Source organism: Rahnella sp. R3(2024), from assembly GCF_042920125.1.
Taxonomy (GTDB): Bacteria; Pseudomonadota; Gammaproteobacteria; order Enterobacterales; family Enterobacteriaceae; genus Rahnella; species Rahnella rivi.
The window spans coordinates 2,363,648-2,385,791 of record NZ_JBHGBU010000001.1 but is presented as its reverse complement, the minus strand read 5'-3'; the positions used below and the strand labels follow the sequence as shown (position 1 = coordinate 2,385,791).

The window sequence follows — 22,144 nt, the reverse complement described above, 5'->3', positions numbered from 1 at the left end:
AACTTTTGATCAGAGGAAATACGATGTCGCTCAAACTGGTTGCAGTAACCGCTTGTATCAGCGGTGTGGCGCACACTTATATGGCGGCAGAGCGTCTTGAAAAGCTCAGCGCACAGGAAAAATGGCAGGTGAAAGTGGAAACACAGGGCGCACTGGGCATTGAAAATATGCTGTCAGAAAATGATATCGCTCAGGCCGATATTGTTCTGTTAATCACCGAGATCCAACTGGAAAACCGCGAGCGCTTTGCCCACAGCCGCTGCGTTCAGACAGGCATGCATACCTTTTTACGCACGCCCGAAAAAGTGATGACTGCCGTAAAGAAAATTGCCACCTCGCCACAGGGTACACACATCATCCTGCCGTAACCTTGCCTTCGCCAGGGTGCCCGCAAACTGCAAAACACCTCACGCCTGTTCCTGCTCAAACTGGCTGCGATATTGCCGACGGTATTCCGACGGGGAACGTTCGGTGCTTTTCTTAAACTGACGGCAAAAGTAGTTACTGTCGGTAAATCCGCAGGCATGCGCCACTTCTTTCACCTTCATGTCGTAGCCTTTCAGCAGATTTTTCGCCTGTTCCAGCCGGACATAATTCAGATATTCATTCAGCCCGATGCCGCCGCTTTTTTGGAATAAGTGCGATAAATAATTGGGCGAGATGTAGAAAGATTTAGCGACAGAATCGCGGGTCAGCGGCTCGCGAAAATAGACTTCGATATGCTGGCGGATGGCACTGAACAGAGCCTGGCTGCGCGATGCCGTTTGTACCGAAGAGCTGAACAGATCTAACGCATGGCTCAGCAGCCCTTTCACTAAAAATTTCGCGGTTTGCTGATCGCTTCTGTGCCACGCCAGCTCGTTCAGCGCCTGCAACATAAATGCCCCGACGCGCGGGCCGCGTCTGCCGATATTGCCCTTTTCGCTGGAATCAAAACCTGCGCCGTTCCAGTGGAGCAGGCTAAAACCCAGTTGCTGTTTGCCAAATAAAATACTCAGCGTGCGCACCGGCATCTGCCACCGGGGGCTGTTCCAGCCTTTCGCCGGAACATATAACACATCGCCCGCCTGCAGGAGCGTCGCCTGTGTCATCCCCTGTTCGTCCTCCCATTCCATTACCTGTTCACCGTCCAGAATCAGCTCGAGACGCGGAAAATCGACCTGATAGGCCAGCGCAGGAACCGGATGCTGGTTGCCCGCATAATAAACCTGGCGGATGCCATTGGTGGCTTCAAGTACTGGAGATAAAACAGAAAAAAGAGGATGAGTCATGGTCGTGCTACCTGTTTGCAGAATCACACCATGATAACCAACCTGCGTGGAAGGAAGAAAAAGAAGTCACAGATTTGCGAACAATGACGGGAAAACATTGACGGGAAAAGGGTTCACCGGCGGCTGTCGACGCACGCCGGTGAACCGGACACAGCCGGTTATGCCTGCGGAGGCTGGCCGTTAGAGGCACTGAGCCCGCCATCCACCGGCAGATTTACGCCGGTCACAAACCGGGCATCGTGGCTGGCGAGAAACGCGATCACGTCAGCGATTTCTTCCGGCTCAGCGCCACGGCCAAGCGGGATGCGTTCTGCAAATTTATCCAGCAGAGGCTGATTGTCTTTTATCCCTGCCGCCATCTCGGTAAAGGTCAGCGATGGGCAAACCGCGTTGACACGCACACCGTCTTTGCCGTGATCCATAGCAACCGAACGGGAGAAGTTGGTCACGCCGCCTTTGGCCGCGTTGTAGAAGCTCATGCCCCAGTCGCCGCCCATGCCAGACACGGATGAGATGTTCACGATGTTGCCTTTGCTTTTTATCAGCGCGGGCATAAAGAAACGCGTGCAGTAGAAAACACCGCTCAGGTCGATGGCCAGAATTTTTTGCCAGTCCTCGAGACTTGCCTCGGTCACTTTCCCCTGGACGACCACGCCTGCGCCATTCACCAGCACATCCACGCGGCCAAATTTATCCCCGATGACCGCCGCCATTCGCTCGACGTCCTGTGCCGAAGAAACATCTGCCAGATGAATATAATATTGCGTGCTGCTCAGCGTGCTCGCGACTTTCTCCAGTTTCTCTTTGGTTCGGCCAACCAGCACGACTATCGCGCCTTCATCAGCAAAACGCCGGGCCGTTGCCGCCCCCATACCTGAACCCGCGCCGGTCACGACAACCACTTTGTCTGTAAATCGGTTCATGTTCTCTCCCTGTTTGAAATGTTTGAAATGAATGAAACGTCCATTAAGCCTAGCGGACAACGCCACCTCGTGCGGAAACGAGCCGCCAAAATGGCCGCTAATCAGCCCGCAGCCACCGTATGACGCCGCCTTAGAGAGTCGTAACAAAGTACGAATGAGCGCCAAAAAAAAGGGGCACCGGAGTGCCCCAAATGTTTCAGCAACAACACAACAACTCTTAATTTCAGGCTTTCTCAGCGCGCAGACGTTTGGCGGCTTTGACCATGTTTTCCAGCGATTCGCGGGTTTCAGGCCAGCCCCGGGTTTTCAGCCCGCAATCCGGGTTGACCCACAGACGCTCTGCCGGAATGCGGTCCGCAGCTTTTCGCAGCAGATCTTCAATCCATTCCACGCTTGGGACATTCGGCGAGTGAATGTCATAGACGCCCGGCCCGATTTCGTTCGGGTATTCGAAGTCTTTGAATGATTCCAGCAAATCCATATCAGAACGCGAGGTTTCGATAGTGATCACGTCAGCATCCAGCGCAGCGATGGAATCCATGATGTCGTTGAATTCGCAGTAACACATGTGGGTGTGGATCTGGGTGTCATCACGGGCAACCGCGGCATTGAGTTTGAACGCATCCACCGCCCAGCGCAGGTACGCCTTCCACTCGGACTGACGCAATGGCAGGCCTTCGCGCAGCGCCGGTTCATCAATCTGAATGATGCCGATACCGGCTTTTTCCAAATCTTCCACTTCGTCACGCAGCGCCAGCGCGATTTGTTTGGCGATGGTTTCACGGCTGATATCTTCACGCGGGAAGGACCAGCAGAGAATAGTGAGCGGGCCGGTGAGCATGCCTTTGACCGGTTTTTCGGTCAGGGACTGGGCGTACTTCGCCCACTCAACGGTGATGGCTTCGGGACGGCTGACATCGCCGATAATCACCGGCGGTTTCACGCAGCGGGAACCGTAGCTCTGTACCCAGCCGTTTTGCGTGAACACAAAGCCGTCCAGATGCTCACCGAAGTATTCAACCATGTCATTACGTTCAGCTTCACCGTGAACCAGCACGTCGATATCCAGACGCTCCTGCTCTTTGATGGCCTGCTTAATGTGCTCGCTGATGCCGGTGCGGTATTTGGTGTTATCCAGACGGCCTTGTTTGAAGTCCAGACGCAGGCCGCGGATTTCGGTGGTTTGCGGGAAAGAACCGATGGTGGTGGTCGGCCATGCAGGCAAATTGAAACGGGCACGCTGGGCTTTGGCACGTTGGGTATAAACGTTCTGCCGCTCAATATCGGCGCCGGTGATCGCGGCCACGCGCTGAGTGACTGCCGCATTGTTCACACGGGCGGACTCACGGCGGGCGCGGATGGGTGCGCTGTATTGAGCCAGTTTCTGCTGCGCTTCCTCAGTGGGATTGTTCAGCGCGGAGGTCAGCAACGCCAGCTCGGCACATTTTTGCAGGGCAAACGCGAACCAGCTTTTCACTTCCTCATCCAGACGGCTTTCGACACTTAAATCGATCGGGCTGTGCAGCAGTGAACAGGAGCTGCCGATCCAGACATTACGGCCTGCCACCAGCGGTTTCAGACGGTCAAACCAGGTGCTCAGATCCGCACGCCAGACGTTACGGCCATTGATCACCCCCAGAGAAATCAGCCAGTCTTCAGGCAGCGCGTTGAACACAGTGTGCAGGTCATCGCGACCGGCAACGGCGTCAATGTGCAGACCCTGTACCGGCAACTGGCGGATGGTGTCGAGGTTATGCCCGACGCTGTCGAAATAAGTGGTCAGCAGCAGTTTGATTTTGCTCTGTTCCAGCGCGGTGTAGGCCGGTTTGCAGGCATCCAGCCATTCCTGCGGCAGTTCCAGCACCAGCGCCGGTTCGTCGATCTGCACCCATTCGATATCGCGTTTTGCCAGCTCCGCCAGCACCTTCTGGTACACCGGCAGAATGTCGTTGAGCAGGGAAAGGCGGTCGAACTGTTCGCCCTTCACTTTGCCGAGCCACAGATAGGTCAGCGGCCCCAGCAGAACAGGTTTCACTTTGTGGCCGAGCGCCAGCGCTTCGTCCACTTCTTCCAGCAGTTGTGTCCAGGTCAGTTTGAATTTCTGCCCTTTCACAAACTCCGGCACCATGTAGTGATAGTTGGTGTTAAACCATTTGGTCATTTCCGCAGCGGCAGCCGGTTTACCGGTCGGTGCGCGGCCACGGCCAAGACGGAATAAAGTATCGAGGTCAACAGAGCCGTCGGCGTTCTGGTGACGTGCCGGCACGTTACCCAGCAGCAGGCTGGTGGTCAGAACGTGATCGTACCAGGCGAAATCGCCCACCGGCACCACATCCACGCCAGCTTCAGTTTGTTGTTTCCAGTGACGGGCGCGCAGTTCGCGGCCGGTGGCCAGCAGTTCTTCCTGAGTGGAATTGCCTGCCCAGTAGCTTTCTTGTGCTTTTTTAAGTTCACGACGCAGACCAACGCGTGGAAAACCCAGAGTGTGATTCAGTATCGTCATCTTTTTAATTCCTGTTTAGCCATCCAGATGTTTACACATCCATAATCCGCAGGTAGTGTATATTCCACAAGCGCAAATTATTCATGACACAGTGAAGGACTCTCATGATCGAACTGAAACACCTGCGAACGTTGCAAGCACTGCGCAACACCGGGTCACTGGCCGCCGCCGCCTCACAGCTTCATCAGACCCAATCGGCCCTGTCGCACCAGTTCAGTGACCTTGAGCAACGTCTCGGTTTCAGGTTGTTCGTGCGAAAAAGTCAGCCTTTACGGTTCACGCCGCAGGGCGAAATCATGCTGAATCTGGCGGAACAGGTGCTGCCGCAAATCCAGCAGGCGTTGCAGGCATGCAATGAACCGCATCAGGCGTCGTTACGCATTGCGATTGAGTGTCACAGCTGTATTCAGTGGCTGACTCCCGCGCTGGATAACTTCCATCAGAACTGGCCGCAGGTGATGATGGATTTCAAATCCGGTGTGACATTCGACCCGCAGCCCGCGCTGCAACAGGGCGAGCTGGATATCGTCTTAACCTCCGACATCCTGCCGCGCAGCGGTCTGCATTATTCCCCGATGTTTGATTTTGAAGTGCGTCTGGTGCTGGCACCGGATCATCCGCTGGCGGCGAAACCGGTCATCACACCGGAAGACCTCAGCAGTGAAACGCTGATGATTTATCCCGTGCAGCGGCAGCGTCTGGATATCTGGCGGCATTTCCTGCAACCGGCGGGCGTCAGTCCGGCGCTGAAAAATGTCGATAACACATTGTTATTGATTCAGATGGTGTCGGCGAGAATGGGGATTGCGGCGCTGCCCCACTGGGTGGTGGAAAGTTTTGAGCGCCAGGGTCTGGTCGTGACCAAAACCCTGGGCGATGGCTTATGGAGCCGGCTGTACGCTGCCGTGCGTGACGGCGAACAGCGCCAGCCGGTGACCGAAGCCTTTATTCGTTCGGCGCGGCAGCACGCGTGCGATCATCTGCCGTTTGTTCGCGACGCGGCACGACCCAACGCCGGTGTACCCACAGTGAGGACATAATCACTGCGGCTCCCACGATAAAGCTCGGCCAGTGCGGCTGCTGCTGCCAGATCGCCAGATTAACCAGCAGCCCGGCCGGGACGTGAAAGTTGTTCATAATCCCAAGTGTTCCCGCATCAACCTGCGTCGCACCGTAGTTCCACATGAAATACCCAAGCCCCGATGCGCCGATCCCCAGCCACACCAGAATGCCCCATTGCAGATCCGTGGTCGGCAGTTTTTGCGGATTGCCCCACAGGAACCATGCCACAACGGCGCACAACAGCGCACCGATATAGAACCAGGAAAACGCCGTGTGCTGCGGCACCGGGCGGGTTTCCATCAGACGTTTATAGCCTACCTGCCCGATGGCAAAACAAATGTTCGCCGCCTGCACCAGCAGCAGGCCGATGATGAAATGTTCACTGATGTGGTCGTAACGGATGATCGCTGCACCCGCCACCGCCAGCAGCGCGCTGAGCGCATAGCCGATGCGGATTTTGCGCCCGCTGATGAGGTCATAAATCAGCGTGACGTACAGCGGCGTCATCACGGTAAACAGCAGGAATTCCGGCACCGAAAGGTACAGATACGCCTCAAAGCTGATGAGATACATGATGCCAAGCTGCATCGCGCCCACGGCCATGTACAGCAAGATGGTGGTGAGCTGATGGCCTTTCCAGCGTAAAAACGGCAGGAAAACCAGCGCCGCCAGCCCTAAACGGACCAGCACGGCGAATACGCTGTCGACCTGTCCGGCGAGATAGACGCCAATCAGGCTGAAGGAAAAGGCCCACAAAATGGTGGTGATAATGAGTAAAGGCACGGCAGTTGAGCCCTAAAATGATAAAGATGGATGATTGTAGCGGAATGAAGGAAACCGCGAAGCGTGAAGGTGGTTGACGTCTGTTCAATTATAGAGCAAACGAGACGCATGCCACGCTTTGAGGGAAACGTGCCCTCAAATGACACGCTGTCGGGTGTGATGGCATACACTTAACGGATGACTGGAAATGGAGGATGAACCGATGAAACGCTTATATGGAATTATTGCCGTACTGCCATTGCTGCTTGCCGTTCACACTGCGGGCGCCGCCGACAAAGTGCCCAACGCTAACGATCCCCTGCTGACCAACCCGTCGCAACAGCGTATGCAACAACAGCAGCAGAACAATCAGCAAATGCAGAAACGCCAGCAGGAGCAGGATTTACGCAACAGTCAGCAGCAGCAACAGCTTAAGCTGAAATCGCAAATCCAGAGCAATCAGCAACGGTTGCAGATCCAGCAGAATAACCAGACGTTAAACCAGAAGTTAAATCAGACACCGTAATATGACCGGAGGCACTCAGTGCCTCTTGGTTTTTTAAAAGCCGTTCTCCTTCCCCGACTATTTACCTCCGGTAATATTTCGCACTAAATAAATCACGCCTTCCCTAATATTTTTATTAATGCTTTAATCTTCCTGGCCGACAGGAATAACGTCGTTCTGCCCCAGAAACAACACAATGAATAAAACAGGGTTAATACCTGAAGACGCATTGATAGATTTTTATAAAGCTAAAAGGGAAATTGTTGCATGAAAGTTTCAACAGGGATTGTCGTCGTCGCTGCAAGCTTATTATTATCCGCGTGTGCCACGACTCAATCTGAAAAAATCACTGCCGCTAATGGCAGCAGTGTTGGCTTGTACTCTGGTTTTGCTTCAGCAGATATGAATAACAACCGCTCGCCTGATATCTATTTACGTGAAGTGACGCCCTCTTACACGGCGGCAGGCGTGGGGCTGAATGTTCTGACATCCGTGCTTGCCGGAGGAATTGCCGTAAATTCCTTCAGTAAGGAAAACCTGAAAGGATCGGAGATCAAAGCCCTGCCAGAACCCACGAAAAACTACCTCACGCCAAGAGCCAAGCCTCTCATCGCAAACTGGCTGGAAAAAAACGGCAACGGCTATCAGTATAAAAACAATCTGAATATTGTGGCTGCACAGTGGTTGCTGGTTTATAAAGATCTCTCCAGCGCTAACTCTGATTATGAACTGCGCTATACCATTAAGTTCTACAAGAAACCTGAAGATGCGAATATGTTCTCCGCCTGGGTTATTGCAGAATGTACGCCGACTGTCGTGACCGCTCCGCTCACAGACTGGCAGGCAAATAACTATGCGCTGGTCACCAAAACCACCGAAAAATATATGGATTCCTGCCTGCTGGAACTGGATAACCAACTTCCACGCCTGCTGAAGCACTGAGGATTATTGCGGTGAAATGAATAAGGCGCGATGACCGCGCCTTATTTTTTGTTATCAGACAAAATCCGGCCCGATCACATCAATCTTATCCGTGCAGATGCAATCCACGCCCCAGCGCAATAATTCGCGGGCGCGCTCCGGGTTATTCACGGTGTAAACCAGAATATGCAGCCCGGCGTCTTTGATCGCCCTGACCCGCTCTTCGTTAAGCAATTTATGGTTGAGATGCAGGGAAACGCATTCCAGTTCATCGGTCAGCGCTTTCCAGTTTTCGTGCCATTCATCAATCAGCAAACCCCGCGGCAATTCCGGTGCGGCTTTTTTGGCCGCGACCAGCGCGTCGAATTCGAACGAAGAAAGCAGCGGCGCAACGGCCTGATCTTTCCACAGTTCGCGGGCGGCCAGCGCCACCCCGGTACCGGTTTTCTCATCGGTTCCGGTGGTCGGTTTGATCTCGATATTCACCATCATATTGTGGCGCGCACAGCGTTCGGCCACCTCGGCCAGCAACGGCAATTTCTCGCCTTTAAACGCGGCACCGTACCAGTCGCCCGCGTCGAGCTGTTGCAGTTTTTCCCACGGCAGTTCCCCCGCCACGCCCCAGCCGTTGCTGGTGCGGTTGAGCGTATCGTCGTGCAGCAGGAAGATTTCCCCGCCCTGCGCCAGTTTGGCGTCAAACTCGATCATGGTGTGGCCGTATTTTGCGCCAACGTCGATGGCTGCCAGCGTATTTTCCGGTGCCAGTGCGCCGCCGCCACGGTGCGCCACAATGCGAGGGTAAGGCCAGGCTTTCATGTTCATTCCATCCGTAATCCGGTTTGAGTATCGAAAAAGTGTAACGCTTTCGCCGGGAAATCCAAGCGCAACAGCGAGCCTGCCGTCGGAAACACTTCATGCGATAAACGCACCACAACGCCGCTGCCCGCCAGTTTGCCGTGCGCCAGATTATCGGCGCCCAGCAGTTCCAGCGTGTTAAGCACCATCGGGATCCCTTTTTGCTGATCGTCGGTCAGCTGAATGTGTTCTGGACGAACACCAACGGTCAGCTCCCGGCCACCCCATTCCGGGCGCGGAACCGGCAGCGGTAACTCAAAACCGTCTTCCATCACCAGCGACGTGCCGTCGCTGGTCAGCTGGCCGGGCAGCAGATTCATGGCCGGTGAGCCGATAAAGCTGGCGACAAACAGGCTGGCCGGACGGCGATACACTTCCGACGGCGTACCGATTTGTTCCGCAATGCCTTTGTTCATCACGATCACGCGTTCCGCCAGCGTCATGGCTTCGACCTGATCGTGGGTGACGTACAAACTGGTGGTGCGCAGACGGCGGTGAAGCTGTTGTAGTTCAAGGCGCATCTGCACGCGCAGTTTGGCGTCGAGGTTGGAGAGGGGTTCGTCGAACAGGAATACTGCCGGTTCGCGCACGATAGCGCGCCCCATCGCCACACGCTGACGCTGGCCGCCGGAAAGCTCACGCGGCTTGCGTTTAAGCAGCGGGCCGAGCTCGAGGATGCGTGCGGCTTCTTCAACGCGGGCAAGGATCTGCGCTTTGCCGAATCCGCGAATTTTCAGGCCATACGCCATGTTGTCGAACACGGTCATGTGCGGATACAACGCGTAGTTCTGGAACACCATCGCGATACCGCGATCTTTCGGTTCCAGCTCGGTGACGCGCTGGTCGTTAATGTAGATATCGCCGGACGTCGTGCGCTCAAGTCCCGCCACCATACGCAGCAGCGTCGATTTTCCGCAGCCGGAAGGGCCGACCATCACGATAAATTCGCCGTCGGCGACGTCCAGATCGATACTCTGGATGATCTGGTTTTTGCCGTCGTAAGACTTGGTCACTGCCTGTAATTTCAAATTTGCCATTTCGGTTTACTTCTCACTGTCTACCAGGCCGCGCACAAACCAGCGCTGCATCAGGAGCACCACCGCCAGCGGTGGTAATAAGGTCAGGATCATGGCCGCCATCACCTGATTCCATTGGGTCGAGCCGTCGCCGGAGGAGATCATGCTTTTGATCCCCGCCACCGCCGTGCCCATCGAGGCATCGCTGGTGATCAGGATCGGCCACAGATACTGGTTCCAGCCATAAATGAAGGTGATAACGAACAGCGCCGCGAGATTGGTTTTCGACAGCGGCAAAACGATGTCCCAGAAAAAGCGCATGGCGCCTGCGCCGTCGATGCGCGCGGCTTCCAGCAGCTCATCCGGCAAGGTCATAAAGAACTGACGGAACAGGAAGGTGGCGGTCGCCGACGCCATCAGCGGCAGTGTCAGGCCGGTGTAGCTGTCGAGCATATGCAGATTGGCGATCACCTGCACGGTCGGGAAAATACGCACTTCCACCGGCAGCATCAGCGTCATGAAAATCAGCCAGAAGAACAGGTTACGCAGTGGAAAACGGAAGTAGACAATGGCGAACGCCGACAGCATCGAGACGGAAATCTTGCCGACGGTGATAACGATTGCCATCACAAAACTGTTGACCAGCAAACGGCCAAACGCCGGACTGTTATTGCCGACGCCCTGCGTCCAGATGGTGCTGATGTTTTCCCATAAATGACTGCCTGGGATCAGCGTCATCGGCACCTCAAAAATCTGTTTGTTATCCAGCGACGCCGCCACAAAGGCGACATACAGCGGAAACAAAATCACCAGCACGCCGAGCAGCAGCATGATGTGGCTGAAGATATCCAGCCCTCTGCGGTTTTCAATCATTGGTAACGCACCTTACGCTCGACAAAGCGGAACTGAATGAACGTCAGGCCGCAAACCAGCAGCATCAGAATCACGGACTGCGCGGCAGAGCTGGACAGATCCAGGCCGGAGAAACCTTCGCGATAGACTTTATAAATCAGCGTGGTGGTCGCCTGCACCGGGCCACCGGCCGTCGCGGCATCAATGACCGGGAAGGTATCGAAGAAGGCGTACACCAGATTGACCACCAGCAGGAAGAAACTCACCGGCGAAATCAGCGGCAGCACCAGATTGAAGAAACGTCTTACCGGGCCTGCGCCGTCGATCGCCGCCGCTTCCACCAGCGATTTAGGGATCGACTGCAACGCCGCCAGGAAGAACAGGAAGTTGTAGCTGATTTGCTTCCAGACCGACGCCAGCACCACCAGGAACATCGCCTGACCGCTGTTTTGTGCGTGGTTCCAGTTGTAGCCAATCGAGCCTAAAAAATGGGTGATCAGGCCCAGACCGGGGCTGAACAAAAACATCCACAAGACGGCGGCCACGGCAGGCGCCACGGCGTAAGGCAGGATCATCAGCGTCTGATAAATCCGGCTGCCGCGCACCACGTGATCGACCAGCGCCGCGAAAAACAGCGAAACGGCCAGTCCGATAAAGGCCACCATAAAGCTGAATTTCAGCGTGGTGTAGAAAGATTCGAGATAGTACGGATCCTGAAAAAGCTGCGTGAAGTTTGTCAGACCGGCGAAGGTACTGGATAAGCCGAAAGGATCCAGCGTCTGCACCGAATACCACAGCGCCTGACCGGCAGGCCACAGGAAGAATATCGCGGTGATTAACAGCTGCGGCAGCACCAGTGCGTAAGGCAACCAGCTGCAACCAAAACCGGGACGGTGTGAACTCATGATGGTTTACTCGTTAATGCGATGACAAAAGGCAGGCTACGCCGGAGGAGGCGTAGCGAGCGAAGCCAGACCGGGTGCGGACAGCGCACAGCTCCCGGCGCGGACACAACGTCCATGACGAGAGCAGGCACTGCCCAATCCAGACGGGCAATGCACAGTAGCCGACTTACTTAGTAGAAGCTTCGAAGCGACGCAGCAGTAAGTTCCCGCGCTGTACTGCGGTATCCAGTGCTTCTTTCGCCGTTTTCTTACCGCTCCACACGCTTTCCAGTTCTTCATCCACAATGGTACGGATCTGCGGCATGTTGCCCAGACGCAGGCCTTTGGTGAACGGTAACGGTGGTTTGTTCAGCATCTGGCGGGTAGCGACGTCAGAACCTGGATTCTTCTCGTAGAAGCCTTCTTTTTTGGTCAGCTCATACGCGGCGGTGGTCACCGGCAGATAACCGGTTTTCTGATGCCATTCGGCAGCGATGGCCGGCGTGGTCAGGAATTGCAGGAATTCGGCGACGCCTTTGTAGGTGTCTTTGTCTTTGCCGTTCATCACCCACAGGCTTGCGCCGCCGATGATGGCGTTTTGTGGTGCGCCTTTGATGTCTGCGTCGTAAGGCATCATGCCTACGCCGTAGTTGAATTTAGAATACTGACGGATGTCAGCCAGTGAACCGGAAGACGCGGTGGTCATCGCACAATCGCCGTTGTAGAACTTGGCGGTGGATTCATCTTTACGACCAAAATAGGTGAAATCACCTTTTTTGTTCATGTCTTCCAGCATCTGGATATGTTTGATTTGTTCAGGTTTGTTGAATTCCAGAACTGCATCAGTGCCATCGAAACCGTTGTTTTTGGTGGCGATCGGCAGGCCGTGCCAGGCGCTGAAGTTTTCAATCTGGATCCAACCCTGCCAGCCGCTGGCATATCCGCATTTCATGCCCGCTTCACGCAATTTCTCGGTGTAGGCGGCCATGTCCTGCCAGGTTTTTGGTGGCTGATCCGGGTTCAGACCGGCTTTCTTGAACGCATCTTTGTTGTAATACAGCACCGGCGTGGAGCTGTTGAAAGGCTGGGACAGCAGGCGGCCTTTGGAATCGGAGTAGTAACCGGAAACGGTCGGCACGAACTGAGACACATCCTGCTTAAGACCGGCATCGCTGAACACTTCGTAGACTGGCTTGATGGCTTTGCTGGCCATCATGGTCGCGGTACCCACTTCGTACACCTGCAAAATCGCCGGTGCATTACCGGTACGGTACGCGGCGATACCCGCAGCCAGGCTTTCGTCATATTTGCCTTTGTAAACAGGCACGATTTTGACATCAGGGTGCGTCTGGTTAAAACGGTCAGCCAGTGAGTTCACTTCTTTGCCTAACTCGCCATCCATTGAATGCCAGAAAGGAATTTCTGTCACAGCGAAAGCATTGGCGCTGAAAGCCAGCGCCAGCGCGGTGCCGATAACCGTTTTTTTGAGGTTGATGAACATGCCTGTCTCCTGAATTCTGCTGGTGTGCTGCAAGTGCAGCCTGAAATATGCCGGGTAGAGTCGGGAGGTAAAATGACACGGAAAAATGACAATAAGGTTACGATGAAGTTAAGCGGTGATGACAGGCAGATGGCAAAAAATGAGGTTCATGGCGGTTAAGCGTAATGATAAACCGTCCTCAGGACGGCTTATCTTATTAGCGTTATGCAACGGTGCGTTCATTCCAGCTGTCTTTAAATATTATGTTTCCGTCGACATATTTCCATTGAATTGACTCATAGCGAATTTCAATATTTTCCAGATGCGTTCCTGTTCCCGAATCGGGATGAAGGCTCGGAGTAATGCCGGTGATTTTCACATTTTCCATGCGAATGTTGAAATACTCCGCTTCTACACCAGCATCTGCTGTGTGATACATTTTTAATTCAGCGGATGTCCCTGACTAATCGCACGGTAAAGTATGGGTGTTGTGCGATCAAATTCCTTTTGGAATAGGATCGGCGTATGAATACGCGTGCCTGTTAATTTTCCTGTATTCCTGTCCGTCGGAACTGTCAGATGATGTGAAAGTGATTTCACTTCAATAGAGCCAATACGCCCGTGAACATTACAGCTTCCGATAATAGGAGAACCATTTTCATCCGTTAACCACAAATAAGCAGGATTAGACATTTTTTATTTCCTTAATTTAACGTTTCTTTTTTTCCTATGGCCTTCTATTTTTCCGATGTACTTTGATACACAGAAGAAAAAAACCAGCCATCCTGCGACATAAACAAATTTCATAGGCCATACAACTGGCAGCATCAGGCATCCGATTAACCCGCCAACAAAAAGCACAGATTCAAAAAAATCCCATACTTTGACGACGGCAAATATCACCCCTTTCGCGGCGCCTTTTGCGACAACAAGAAGCGGTTTATTGTGTGACATGCAGTTTTCGCCCCACAGCATCGATTATCCTGTCAAATTCAGGCTGCCCGCGCGTCGCACCTATGTGCACCGCATCAATGAACGGTTTAACCGCAGGTTCAAAAAGAAAGTAAGTAAGGTCATAATCCTGTGGACGAAGGAGTCTGTAAATCTCCGGGGCTTCGATGGCAAGGCTTTCTGACTTTCTTATTGAGCGCTCACTCATTCCCCCTATCAGTAAAATCATCGTCACCCTGCCAATCCAGTTTTTGGCACTTTGGGCGCCGATAAATGACACTCTCGCAAGCACAGCAGCACCGATTACCGCAATCAGTTTCGCGGTAATTAAACGCCCTGCCACTGAAGATACGACACCACGATAGGCATTATTTTGTTTGTTTACTGAGGTATATTTATCGAATTCGTTAAATATAATCCCTACCGCATGTGTTATATGTTTGTAATTCAATATGTCATTATGTATTGCTTCAGCCATTCGGAAACGCTGTGTCTGATGTGCAAAGCGGGAGTCTGTATCAAAATACCCCAGGGCCAGATACCCTATATCCAAAGGAACGGTAAGCGCGCCATTAATTAATCCGGTAATTGTGGCGGGGGACATGATGATGTCTGAAATTCTACACGCAATATCTTCTATATCACTTGAAATATTATCGGTGTCTGCCACGATATACTTCCCTGATTTCGTGTTGAAAAAAAACCTTAATACATAAATGGTTTAATGACAAGATATTCTAAATTCCAACTTTCTTCATTAAACGTGTGTTATATCGCTGAATATTAGGGAGAGATATGAACCAGTAGCCACTGACTTTGGCAGTCTATGCCGATGGGGGGTTACCCTTAGATTATCCCACTTTTCCGGACACCCACGCGATGAAGCAAAAAAATAAGGCGCATCAGGTTACTGATGCGCCTCAGGGAATACGATAAAGAGAAATTACAGCGCGCGTTTCAGGCGGGCCACCGCTTCGTGCATTTGTTCTTCGGTCGCCGTTGCGAACGACAGGCGGAAGGTCGAGTGATCCGGATTATCGGCATAGAAGAATTCGCCCGGCACAAACACCACGCCCTGCTCCAGCGTCTTTTTCATCCATTCAGCGCAGTTGCGCGGCTCGCGGAAACGCGCCCACAGGAACATACCGCCTTTCGGATATTCGAAGGTCAGCACGTCGCCCAGTTCACGCTCGAGCAGCTCAGCCATGACCTGACATTTCTTTTTGTACGCCGCACGGATGGTTTCGATTTGTGCAGGCAAACGCCCCAGGCCGAGATAGCATTCGGCAATTGACTGTGACAGCGCGCTGGCGTGCAGATCCGCCGCTTGTTTAATGATGGCAACTTTGTGCAGCAACCAGTCTGGCATGATCACCCAGCCCAGACGCAGACCCGGCGCCAGAATTTTAGAGAAGGTCGAGGTATAGATGATGTTCTCGGCGTGGCCGAACAACGCTTTTGACAGCTCAAACAACGTCGGCTGGCGTTCATCGGTGAAACGCAGTTCGCCATACGGGTCATCTTCTACAATCAGGAATTCGTGCTGTGCCGCCAGTTTCACCAGTTGTTCACGACGGGCGCGGCTCAGGGTTACACCGCTCGGGTTGCCGAATGTCGGCACCAGATAGACGCCTTTAATTTTGCGGGTTTTCAGCAGTTCAGCCAGTTCATCGACAATCATGCCGTCGCCGTCGGAGCCGACGGAGAGGATCTGCGCTTCGGCCAGTTCCAGCGTCTGTAACGCCGCCAGATAGGTCGGCCGTTCCACCACGAAAATATCATCCGGGTTCACCACCGCACGCATCACCAGATCCAGCGCCTGCTGGGAACCGGCGGTGACCACGATGTCGTCGGCACCGGCAACCACACCACGCTCTTCACAAAGCTCAGCAATACGCTCACGCAGCGTATGGCTGCCTTCCGTCAGACCGTACTGGAAAGCGTGCTCAGGCTGTTCAGTGATCGCCTGCTGCGTGGCTTCGCGCAGGCCGTCGAAATCGAACAGCGCCGAAGAAGGAATACCGCCCGCCAGTGAAATAACGCCTTCCATTTTGCTGTGTTTAAGCAGTTCCCGGATGGCTGAGCTTTTGAGCCTGACCATGCGGGCGGCGAGTAAACCTTCTGTGTTCATGAAATGTTCCTGATGAGTAGCCAAGTTATAAGAATGTAAGAGTTGTTAATTTATCGACAAAATAAAAACCGCAAAGCGCCAGCCGTGCGGTTTTATAGATTTATCACAGATTTTTGAAATCCGAAGCCAATTTATGCGCCGAGATAGGCCGCACGCACCGCTTCGTTCGCCAGCAATGCCGCACCGGTATCTTCCAGTACCACATGGCCGTTCTCCAGCACATAACCGCGGTCGGCGAGTTTGAGCGCCTGATTGGCGTTTTGCTCGACCAGGAAGATGGTCATCCCCTCTTCGCGCAGTTGCTGGATGGTGTCAAAAATCTGCTGGATGATGATCGGCGCCAGCCCCAGCGACGGTTCATCGAGCAGCAGCAAACGCGGCTGGCTCATCAGCGCACGGCCAATCGCCAGCATCTGTTGTTCACCGCCGGACATGGTGCCGGAGCGCTGCACACGGCGCTCTTTCAGGCGCGGAAACAGCGTAAATACGCGCTCCAGACGGGCATGAAACTGGTCACGTGTGGCAAAGAAACCGCCCATCGCCAGATTCTCTTCCACCGTCATGCGGGAGAACACGCGGCGGCCTTCCGGCACAATCGCGATATCGCCACGCATGATTTTGGCGGTCTGCCACCGGGTGATGTCCTGCCCTTCGAAAATGATCGAGCCGTTCGTCGCACGCGGTTCGCCACACAAACTGCCGAGCAGCGTGGTTTTACCCGCACCGTTCGCGCCGATCAGCGTGACGATTTCCCCTTTATTAATACTCAGACTGACTTCATGCAGCGCCTGAATTTTGCCGTAATGGGCGGATACCTGATTGAATGACAACATCGTGTTCTGTCCCTTACCCTTCGCCAAGATACGCACGGATCACATCCGGATTGTTTCGAATTTCAGCCGGTGTGCCCTGCGCCAGCGGCGTGCCCTGATTCACCACGTAGATGCGGTCAGAAATGCCCATCACCAGTTTCATGTCGTGCTCAATCAGCAGCACCGACACGTTGTGCTGGTTACGCAGCTCGGCAATCAGCTGGTTCAGCTCTTCGGTTTCCCGCGGGTTCAGGCCGGCTGCCGGTTCGTCGAGCATCAGGATTTCCGGACGCGTCACCATGCAGCGCACAATCTCGAGACGGCGTTGCTGGCCGTACGCCAGATTCCCCGCCTGACGGTTGGCCAGTTCGAGCAGCCCGACACGTTCCAGCCAGTCGGCAGCGCGGTCCAGCGCATCCGCTTCAGCGCGACGGAATCCCGGCGTTTTGAACAAGCCCGCCAGCACGCCGCTTTTCAGGTGCTGATGCTGGGCAACCAGCAGGTTTTCAATCACGGTCATTTCGCGGAACAGACGCACGTGCTGGAAAGTCCGCACCACGCCCATGCGGGCGATTTTCTGCCCCGGTAACCCTTCAAGATGCTGGTCGCGCAGTTTAATGGTGCCGCCGCTCGGCTTGTAGAAACCGGTCAGGCAGTTAAACACCGTGGTTTTACCGGCGCCGTTCGGGCCGATCAGCGAAACAATTTCGCCCTGGTTGAGGTTCAGCGCCACGTTGTTGACCGCCAGCAGGCCGCCAAAACGCATCATCAGACCTTCAACCGCTAACAGAGGTTGCGTGCTCATGCCTGTTCCCCCTGATCCGCGATTTGTTTCTTAGAAAGCTTCAGTTTGAGATGGACACGTTTCATCGGCAGCAAGCCCTGCGGACGCCAGATCATCATCAGCACCATTAACGCACCGAGCAGTAACATGCTGTATTCGTTCAGGTCGCGCATCAGCTCACGGGAAACCACCAGCAGAATCGCCGCCAGAATCACCGCGAACTGCGAGCCCATGCCGCCGAGCACCACGATAGCCAGCACGAAAGCGGATTCCGCAAAGGTGAAGGATTCCGGGCTGACAAAGCCCTGACGCGCGGCGAACAGCGTACCGGCAAAACCGGCAAACGCGGCGCTGATGGTAAACGCGGTCAGTTTGATGCGGGTCGGGTTCAGCCCGAGTGACCGGCAGGCAATTTCATCTTCACGCAACGCTTCCCACGCACGGCCCAGCGGCATACGCAGCAAACGGTTGATGATGAACAAGGTGGCGATCACCAGCAGCAGCGCCACCATGTACAGGAAGATGATGCGGTCGCTCGGGTCGTAGGCCACGCCAAAGAAGTTGCTGAAGGTGTCCCAGCCGCCGTCGCGCGGCGTGCGGCTGAATTCCAGCCCGAACAGCGTCGGTTTGGGGATCTGGCTGATGCCGTTCGGCCCGCCGGTCAGTTCGGTATTGTTGAGCAGCAGGATACGAACGATTTCACCGAAGCCGAGCGTCACAATCGCCAGATAGTCGCCCCGCAATCGCAGAACCGGGAATCCGAGCAGGAAACCAAATGCCGCCGACACCAGACCAGCCAGCGGTAACGCTTCCCAGAACCCGATGCCGTAATAGTGATTGAGCAGCGCGTAGGTGTAAGCGCCGATGGCGTAAAAGCCGCCGTAACCCAGCACCAGCAGGCCGGACAGCCCGACCACCACGTTCAGGCCGAGGCCGAGCATGATGTAGATGAGCGTCAGCGTGGCGATATCCACCGTGCCGCGTGAGACGATAAACGGCCAGGCGATGGCGGCGATAATCAGCACCAGCGCCAGCAGTTTTTGTTTCGGCGTCGAGCCGTCAAAGCTCGGCAACACCCAGCCCGGCCCGGAGATTTTTTTCAGGCTGCTGCTGACCATCGGGCGGAACAGCTGGAACACAAAAACAATCGCACAACCGATGGCAATCCACGTCCAGCGCACTTCACCGGCCCCGTTGACCACCAGTTTTGTGCCATCGAGGCTCAGCTGTAATCCCATGATGAATGCGGCCAGCACCAGCAGGACGAAAGCGGAAACCAGCGCATTTAACAGATTCAGGCGCTTCATACTTTCTCAACCTCCGGACGTCCTAGAATACCGGTCGGCAGTACCAGCAGCACCACGATCAGCAGCGCGAAGGAGACCACGTCTTTGTATTCGGTGCTCAGATACGCCGAGGTCAGCGCTTCGGCCACGCCTAAAATCAGGCCGCCGATCATCGCCCCCGGAATGCTGCCGATACCGCCGAGAACCGCCGCGGTGAAGGCTTTCATCCCGGCCATAAAGCCGATGTACGGGTTGATGACGCCGTAGAACTGACCGAGGAGAACGCCCGCCACCGCCGCCATTAATGCGCCGATGACGAAAGTCAGTGAGATCACGCGGTCAGTGCTGATCCCCAGCAGGCTGGCCATTTTGAGATCTTCCGCGCAGGCGCGACAGGCGCGGCCCATGCGTGAATAACGGATGAACAGCGTCAGCGCCAGCATGGCAACAAAAGTCACTATCCAGATGATCAGCTGCATGGTGCTGATGGTCGCCGCAAAGCCGTTAGCTTCGCCCAGTGTCCACTGGCCGGTCACCAGACTCGGTAAGGCGAGATCACGCGAGCCCTGGGTCAGGCTGACGTAGTTTTGCAGAAAAATAGACATCCCGATGGCAGAAATCAGTGCAATAAGACGCTTGGAGTTACGCACCGGCTTATACGCCACGCGTTCAATACTCCAGCCGTAGGCACTGGAAATCACAATCGCGGCGATAAAACCGGCACCGATCAGCAACCAGCTGGCGTCGATACCCATCATCATCAGGGCGGCGATTACGATAAAGGAGACATAACTGCCGATCATATACACCTCGCCGTGGGCGAAGTTGATCATGCCGATAATGCCGTAAACCATGGTGTAACCAATGGCGATCAGCGCATAGGTGCTGCCCAACGTGACGCCGTTGAACATTTGCTGAGTGAAATAGAGGAACTGCTCTGACATACCCTATCCTTATTAATCAAGGGTTTGAAAACTTGTGCTGAGACTGCAACCCGGCGCCTCATATAACACCAGACGCCGGGCAGAGTAATGCGCTGTTCTGCTACTACTGCATAGCAATGCCAAAATCATTCTGGTTGCAGGCAGGCGGCAATCGAACGGATCCCGATGCGCTGACATGAGTCAGTGATTCGGGTGAGCGAGTGCAGCCAACCCCCCTGCAACCTGAAGGATGCCGGGCATTTATTTGATTGGGGTAGACGTGCCGTCTTTATGCCATTCGAAAATACCGAATTCGAATCCTTTCAGGTCACCTTTATCATCCCAGCTCAGCGGGCCCATGACGGTATCCACTGACGCTGATTTCAGGTTTTTAGCAATATCAGCCGGTTCCATGCTGCCGCTGCGTTCCATACCGGTGGTCAGCGCCTGCAATGCGGCGTAAGTCGTCCAGACGAACGGACCGGTTGGATCCAGTTTTTTGGCTTTCAGTTCGTCAACGATTGGCTGGTTCGCCGGAACCTGGTCATAACGTTTTGGCAGCGTCACCAGCATGCCTTCAGAAGCATCACCGGCAATGTTAGACAGTGAGGAGTTGCCCACGCCTTCCGGACCCATGAATTTCGCGTTCAGACCGGCCTGTTTTGACTGACGCAGGATCTGGCCCATTTCCGGGTAGTAACCGCCGAAATAAACGAAATCGACGTTTTCTTTCTTCAGACGCGCCACCAGGGTGGAGAAGTCTTTATCGCCTGCGGTGACGCCTTCAAACAGCACCACGTTGCCGCCGCCTTTTTTCAGCGCGTCCTGTACGGAACGGGCCAGGCCTTCGCCGTATTGCTGTTTGTCATGCACCACGGCGATACGTTTTGGTTTGATGGTGTCGAGGATGTATTTCGCAGCGGTCGGGCCCTGATCGGAATCCAGGCCGGTGGTGCGCATCACCATTTTGTAACCACGGGTGGTCAGGTCTGCGTTGGTCGCAGCCGGTGTGATCATTAACACGCCTTCATCTTCATAGATGTCGGAAGCGGGCTGAGTGGAAGAGGAACACAGGTGGCCGATCACGTAACGGATACCGTCGTTGATCACTTTGTTAGCCACGGCGACCGCTTGTTTCGGGTCACAGGCATCGTCATATTCGACGCCAACCAGTTTGTCGCCTTTTACGCCGCCTTTGGCGTTGATGTCAGCGATGGCTTGTTTCGCGCCAGTAAATTCCATATCGCCATACTGGGCAACCGGACCGGACATCGCGCCCACGATGGCGACTTTAATATCTTTTGCAAACGCGGCCTGACTCATTGCCAATGCAATACACCCTGCCAGCCAGATCTTACCCTTTGTTACTTTCATCCGATTACCCCGTTGATGTGTGTTGTGGTTTGCGCTTTCTTTGCCTGTTCAAAACGTCATCACTTAAGAAATTTAGTATAAGTAATAACGAGTTACCGGCTTATTTCGTCTTATTTTCGAATAAGACTTTATAATTCATATCATTAAACAGGAATTTTCTTCTGCAAATCAAATAGCACAATCAGAAATATGAGGTGTAAACAGAATTTTATCTGGGCATTAAATCGGTTCCCTGTCAGACAATCAGTGGTAAACGCTGGCATTATTGATTAAAGCCAACATTTATCGCTTATACAGGGATCGCCAAAAAAGTTTTCGCGCTGTTACTGTACAAAAAAAGTTACGCCCGGTTTTTAGCAGGATCCGCTACACTACACGCCTCCTTTTTTCAGACCTTCCGCATCATGAAATTAACGATTCAAAGACTCACCTCCCTCAGCGCACAAGACCTGATCGATCTGGCAAAAATCTGGCCTGAGCAAACGCAAAACGACTGGCAAGCCAGCCTGCAAAATGATCGTGCGCTGTTTGCGGCGGTGTTTAATGAACGCATTCTGGGTGCCGTGAAAATCCGGCTCAACGGCAGTCAGGGTGAACTCAGCGATCTGCTGGTGCGCGAAGTGACGCGACGTCGCGGTGTCGGGTTATATCTGATGGAAGATTTGCAGGCGCAATTGCCGCAGGTGAAAAGCTGGACAATGAAAGCCGAGCCGGAACCCGTGCTGGATGCCTTTATGACGGCGTGTGGTTTTCACCATGAAAATGGCCGCTGGATAAAAAACCTGCAGGGGCCCAGCAAACACTGAAGCCCGGTACAGGCACTTTCCCTGGTAAGGGAATGAAAGGTGG

The 22,144-nt window shown here is 54.1% G+C and carries 22 protein-coding genes and 1 pseudogene; 5 read left to right on the top strand and 18 right to left on the bottom strand.

Features of this window, described 5'->3' with window-relative positions; genetic code table 11:
* The first annotated feature begins 23 nt into the window (after positions 1–23).
* Positions 24–368, top strand: a complete 345-nt coding sequence (locus tag ABSH60_RS10840) for a PTS fructose-like transporter subunit IIB (RefSeq protein ID WP_390973905.1) — start codon at positions 24–26, stop codon at positions 366–368.
* Positions 369–407: 39 nt separating this feature from the next.
* On the opposite strand, the gene ABSH60_RS10835 is transcribed toward ABSH60_RS10840, so the two are convergent.
* The 3 genes from ABSH60_RS10835 to metE all read right to left on the bottom strand — a co-directional run bounded on the left by ABSH60_RS10835 (position 408) and on the right by metE (position 4,697).
* Positions 408–1,271, bottom strand: a complete 864-nt coding sequence (locus ABSH60_RS10835) for a helix-turn-helix domain-containing protein (RefSeq protein WP_390973903.1) — start codon at positions 1,269–1,271, stop codon at positions 408–410.
* Positions 1,272–1,429: 158 nt separating this feature from the next.
* Positions 1,430–2,194, bottom strand: coding sequence for a glucose 1-dehydrogenase (locus tag ABSH60_RS10830; RefSeq protein WP_390973901.1), 765 nt, complete (start codon positions 2,192–2,194; stop codon positions 1,430–1,432).
* A gap of 223 nt (positions 2,195–2,417) precedes the next feature.
* The gene (metE, locus tag ABSH60_RS10825; RefSeq protein ID WP_390973900.1) at positions 2,418–4,697 is read right to left on the bottom strand and encodes a 5-methyltetrahydropteroyltriglutamate--homocysteine S-methyltransferase; all 2,280 of its coding nucleotides are present in this window, start codon (positions 4,695–4,697) and stop codon (positions 2,418–2,420) included.
* 104 nt (positions 4,698–4,801) lie between these two features.
* Here metE and metR point away from each other — a divergent pair, with 104 nt between their 5' ends.
* Complete coding sequence (gene metR / locus ABSH60_RS10820; RefSeq protein ID WP_056772115.1) at positions 4,802–5,737, top strand: HTH-type transcriptional regulator MetR; 936 nt, start codon at positions 4,802–4,804, stop codon at positions 5,735–5,737.
* On the opposite strand, the gene ABSH60_RS10815 is transcribed toward metR, so the two are convergent.
* Positions 5,643–6,542, bottom strand: a complete 900-nt coding sequence (locus tag ABSH60_RS10815) for a carboxylate/amino acid/amine transporter (RefSeq protein ID WP_136375144.1) — start codon at positions 6,540–6,542, stop codon at positions 5,643–5,645. The two genes, metR and ABSH60_RS10815, sit on opposite strands and share 95 nt — an antisense overlap.
* Positions 6,543–6,744: 202 nt before the next feature.
* On the opposite strand from ABSH60_RS10815, the gene ABSH60_RS10810 reads away from it, so the two are divergent.
* Together ABSH60_RS10810 and ABSH60_RS10805 are read left to right on the top strand one after the other, a co-directional pair.
* Entirely contained in the window at positions 6,745–7,047 is a 303-nt protein-coding gene (locus ABSH60_RS10810) for a DUF2756 domain-containing protein (RefSeq protein ID WP_390973897.1), read from the top strand.
* A 246-nt stretch (positions 7,048–7,293) separates the two neighbouring features.
* Complete coding sequence (locus ABSH60_RS10805; protein ID WP_136375142.1) at positions 7,294–7,968, top strand: hypothetical protein; 675 nt, start codon at positions 7,294–7,296, stop codon at positions 7,966–7,968.
* 54 nt (positions 7,969–8,022) lie between these two features.
* On the opposite strand, the gene ugpQ is transcribed toward ABSH60_RS10805, so the two are convergent.
* The 14 genes and pseudogenes from ugpQ to ABSH60_RS10735 all read right to left on the bottom strand — a co-directional run bounded on the left by ugpQ (position 8,023) and on the right by ABSH60_RS10735 (position 21,295).
* A complete protein-coding gene (gene ugpQ / locus ABSH60_RS10800) occupies positions 8,023–8,763 on the bottom strand; it encodes a glycerophosphodiester phosphodiesterase (protein WP_390973895.1) in 741 nt (246 codons plus the stop codon).
* Positions 8,764–8,765: 2 nt separating this feature from the next.
* Complete coding sequence (locus ABSH60_RS10795) at positions 8,766–9,839, bottom strand: sn-glycerol-3-phosphate import ATP-binding protein UgpC (protein WP_056772125.1); 1,074 nt, start codon at positions 9,837–9,839, stop codon at positions 8,766–8,768.
* A gap of 6 nt (positions 9,840–9,845) precedes the next feature.
* On the bottom strand, positions 9,846–10,691 hold the full coding sequence (ugpE, locus tag ABSH60_RS10790; protein ID WP_122096543.1) for a sn-glycerol-3-phosphate ABC transporter permease UgpE: 846 nt from the start codon (positions 10,689–10,691) through the stop codon (positions 9,846–9,848).
* Positions 10,688–11,575 carry a sn-glycerol-3-phosphate ABC transporter permease UgpA gene (gene ugpA / locus ABSH60_RS10785; protein ID WP_056772129.1) on the bottom strand — a complete coding sequence of 296 codons (888 nt, stop codon included), beginning with the start codon at positions 11,573–11,575 and terminating at the stop codon, positions 10,688–10,690. The genes ugpE and ugpA overlap by 4 nt, the downstream gene beginning before the upstream one ends.
* Positions 11,576–11,741: 166 nt before the next feature.
* Positions 11,742–13,055: a sn-glycerol-3-phosphate ABC transporter substrate-binding protein UgpB gene (gene ugpB / locus ABSH60_RS10780; protein ID WP_183850407.1), complete on the bottom strand. Its 1,314-nt coding sequence runs from the start codon at positions 13,053–13,055 to the stop codon at positions 11,742–11,744.
* Positions 13,056–13,257: 202 nt separating this feature from the next.
* Positions 13,258–13,727 (bottom strand): annotated as a pseudogene (locus ABSH60_RS10775) (Hcp family type VI secretion system effector).
* A gap of 3 nt (positions 13,728–13,730) precedes the next feature.
* A complete protein-coding gene (locus ABSH60_RS10770; protein WP_390973892.1) occupies positions 13,731–13,988 on the bottom strand; it encodes a hypothetical protein in 258 nt (85 codons plus the stop codon).
* Positions 13,975–14,589, bottom strand: coding sequence for a hypothetical protein (locus ABSH60_RS10765; protein WP_390975736.1), 615 nt, complete (start codon positions 14,587–14,589; stop codon positions 13,975–13,977). The genes ABSH60_RS10770 and ABSH60_RS10765 overlap by 14 nt, the downstream gene beginning before the upstream one ends.
* A 339-nt stretch (positions 14,590–14,928) precedes the next feature.
* Positions 14,929–16,116, bottom strand: a complete 1,188-nt coding sequence (locus tag ABSH60_RS10760) for a PLP-dependent aminotransferase family protein (protein WP_122096541.1) — start codon at positions 16,114–16,116, stop codon at positions 14,929–14,931.
* Between the two features lie 131 nt (positions 16,117–16,247).
* Positions 16,248–16,949, bottom strand: a complete 702-nt coding sequence (gene livF, locus ABSH60_RS10755) for a high-affinity branched-chain amino acid ABC transporter ATP-binding protein LivF (protein WP_136376388.1) — start codon at positions 16,947–16,949, stop codon at positions 16,248–16,250.
* 13 nt (positions 16,950–16,962) lie between these two features.
* Positions 16,963–17,733, bottom strand: a complete 771-nt coding sequence (livG, locus tag ABSH60_RS10750; RefSeq protein ID WP_013577465.1) for a high-affinity branched-chain amino acid ABC transporter ATP-binding protein LivG — start codon at positions 17,731–17,733, stop codon at positions 16,963–16,965.
* The gene (locus tag ABSH60_RS10745) at positions 17,730–19,019 is read right to left on the bottom strand and encodes a high-affinity branched-chain amino acid ABC transporter permease LivM (protein ID WP_056772153.1); all 1,290 of its coding nucleotides are present in this window, start codon (positions 19,017–19,019) and stop codon (positions 17,730–17,732) included. Before ABSH60_RS10745 ends, livG begins: the two co-directional genes overlap by 4 nt.
* Positions 19,016–19,942: a high-affinity branched-chain amino acid ABC transporter permease LivH gene (gene livH / locus ABSH60_RS10740; protein WP_056772157.1), complete on the bottom strand. Its 927-nt coding sequence runs from the start codon at positions 19,940–19,942 to the stop codon at positions 19,016–19,018. Before livH ends, ABSH60_RS10745 begins: the two co-directional genes overlap by 4 nt.
* 240 nt (positions 19,943–20,182) lie before the next feature.
* Positions 20,183–21,295 (bottom strand): branched-chain amino acid ABC transporter substrate-binding protein, encoded by a 1,113-nt coding sequence (locus ABSH60_RS10735; RefSeq protein ID WP_056772160.1) that lies wholly within the window; start codon positions 21,293–21,295, stop codon positions 20,183–20,185.
* Positions 21,296–21,699: 404 nt separating this feature from the next.
* On the opposite strand from ABSH60_RS10735, the gene panM reads away from it, so the two are divergent.
* On the top strand, positions 21,700–22,101 hold the full coding sequence (gene panM / locus ABSH60_RS10730) for an aspartate 1-decarboxylase autocleavage activator PanM (RefSeq protein ID WP_390973888.1): 402 nt from the start codon (positions 21,700–21,702) through the stop codon (positions 22,099–22,101).
* The last annotated feature ends 43 nt before the right edge of the window (positions 22,102–22,144 follow it).

Bases quoted from the DNA above. Each gene is read 5' to 3' on its own strand.
- ABSH60_RS10840 (WP_390973905.1), top strand. From the start codon at position 24: ATGTCGCTCAAACTGGTTGCAGTAACCGCTTGTATCAGCGGTGTGGCG.
- ABSH60_RS10835 (WP_390973903.1), bottom strand. From the start codon at position 1,271: ATGACTCATCCTCTTTTTTCTGTTTTATCTCCAGTACTTGAAGCCACC.
- ABSH60_RS10830 (WP_390973901.1), bottom strand. From the start codon at position 2,194: ATGAACCGATTTACAGACAAAGTGGTTGTCGTGACCGGCGCGGGTTCA.
- metE (WP_390973900.1), bottom strand. From the start codon at position 4,697: ATGACGATACTGAATCACACTCTGGGTTTTCCACGCGTTGGTCTGCGT.
- metR (WP_056772115.1), top strand. From the start codon at position 4,802: ATGATCGAACTGAAACACCTGCGAACGTTGCAAGCACTGCGCAACACC.
- ABSH60_RS10810 (WP_390973897.1), top strand. From the start codon at position 6,745: ATGAAACGCTTATATGGAATTATTGCCGTACTGCCATTGCTGCTTGCC.
- ABSH60_RS10805 (WP_136375142.1), top strand. From the start codon at position 7,294: ATGAAAGTTTCAACAGGGATTGTCGTCGTCGCTGCAAGCTTATTATTA.
- ugpQ (WP_390973895.1), bottom strand. From the start codon at position 8,763: ATGAAAGCCTGGCCTTACCCTCGCATTGTGGCGCACCGTGGCGGCGGC.
- ABSH60_RS10795 (WP_056772125.1), bottom strand. From the start codon at position 9,839: ATGGCAAATTTGAAATTACAGGCAGTGACCAAGTCTTACGACGGCAAA.
- ugpE (WP_122096543.1), bottom strand. From the start codon at position 10,691: ATGATTGAAAACCGCAGAGGGCTGGATATCTTCAGCCACATCATGCTG.
- ugpA (WP_056772129.1), bottom strand. From the start codon at position 11,575: ATGAGTTCACACCGTCCCGGTTTTGGTTGCAGCTGGTTGCCTTACGCA.
- ugpB (WP_183850407.1), bottom strand. From the start codon at position 13,055: ATGTTCATCAACCTCAAAAAAACGGTTATCGGCACCGCGCTGGCGCTG.
- ABSH60_RS10770 (WP_390973892.1), bottom strand. From the start codon at position 13,988: ATGTCACACAATAAACCGCTTCTTGTTGTCGCAAAAGGCGCCGCGAAA.
- ABSH60_RS10765 (WP_390975736.1), bottom strand. From the start codon at position 14,589: ATGTCCCCCGCCACAATTACCGGATTAATTAATGGCGCGCTTACCGTT.
- ABSH60_RS10760 (WP_122096541.1), bottom strand. From the start codon at position 16,116: ATGAACACAGAAGGTTTACTCGCCGCCCGCATGGTCAGGCTCAAAAGC.
- livF (WP_136376388.1), bottom strand. From the start codon at position 16,949: ATGTTGTCATTCAATCAGGTATCCGCCCATTACGGCAAAATTCAGGCG.
- livG (WP_013577465.1), bottom strand. From the start codon at position 17,733: ATGAGCACGCAACCTCTGTTAGCGGTTGAAGGTCTGATGATGCGTTTT.
- ABSH60_RS10745 (WP_056772153.1), bottom strand. From the start codon at position 19,019: ATGAAGCGCCTGAATCTGTTAAATGCGCTGGTTTCCGCTTTCGTCCTG.
- livH (WP_056772157.1), bottom strand. From the start codon at position 19,942: ATGTCAGAGCAGTTCCTCTATTTCACTCAGCAAATGTTCAACGGCGTC.
- ABSH60_RS10735 (WP_056772160.1), bottom strand. From the start codon at position 21,295: ATGAAAGTAACAAAGGGTAAGATCTGGCTGGCAGGGTGTATTGCATTG.
- panM (WP_390973888.1), top strand. From the start codon at position 21,700: ATGAAATTAACGATTCAAAGACTCACCTCCCTCAGCGCACAAGACCTG.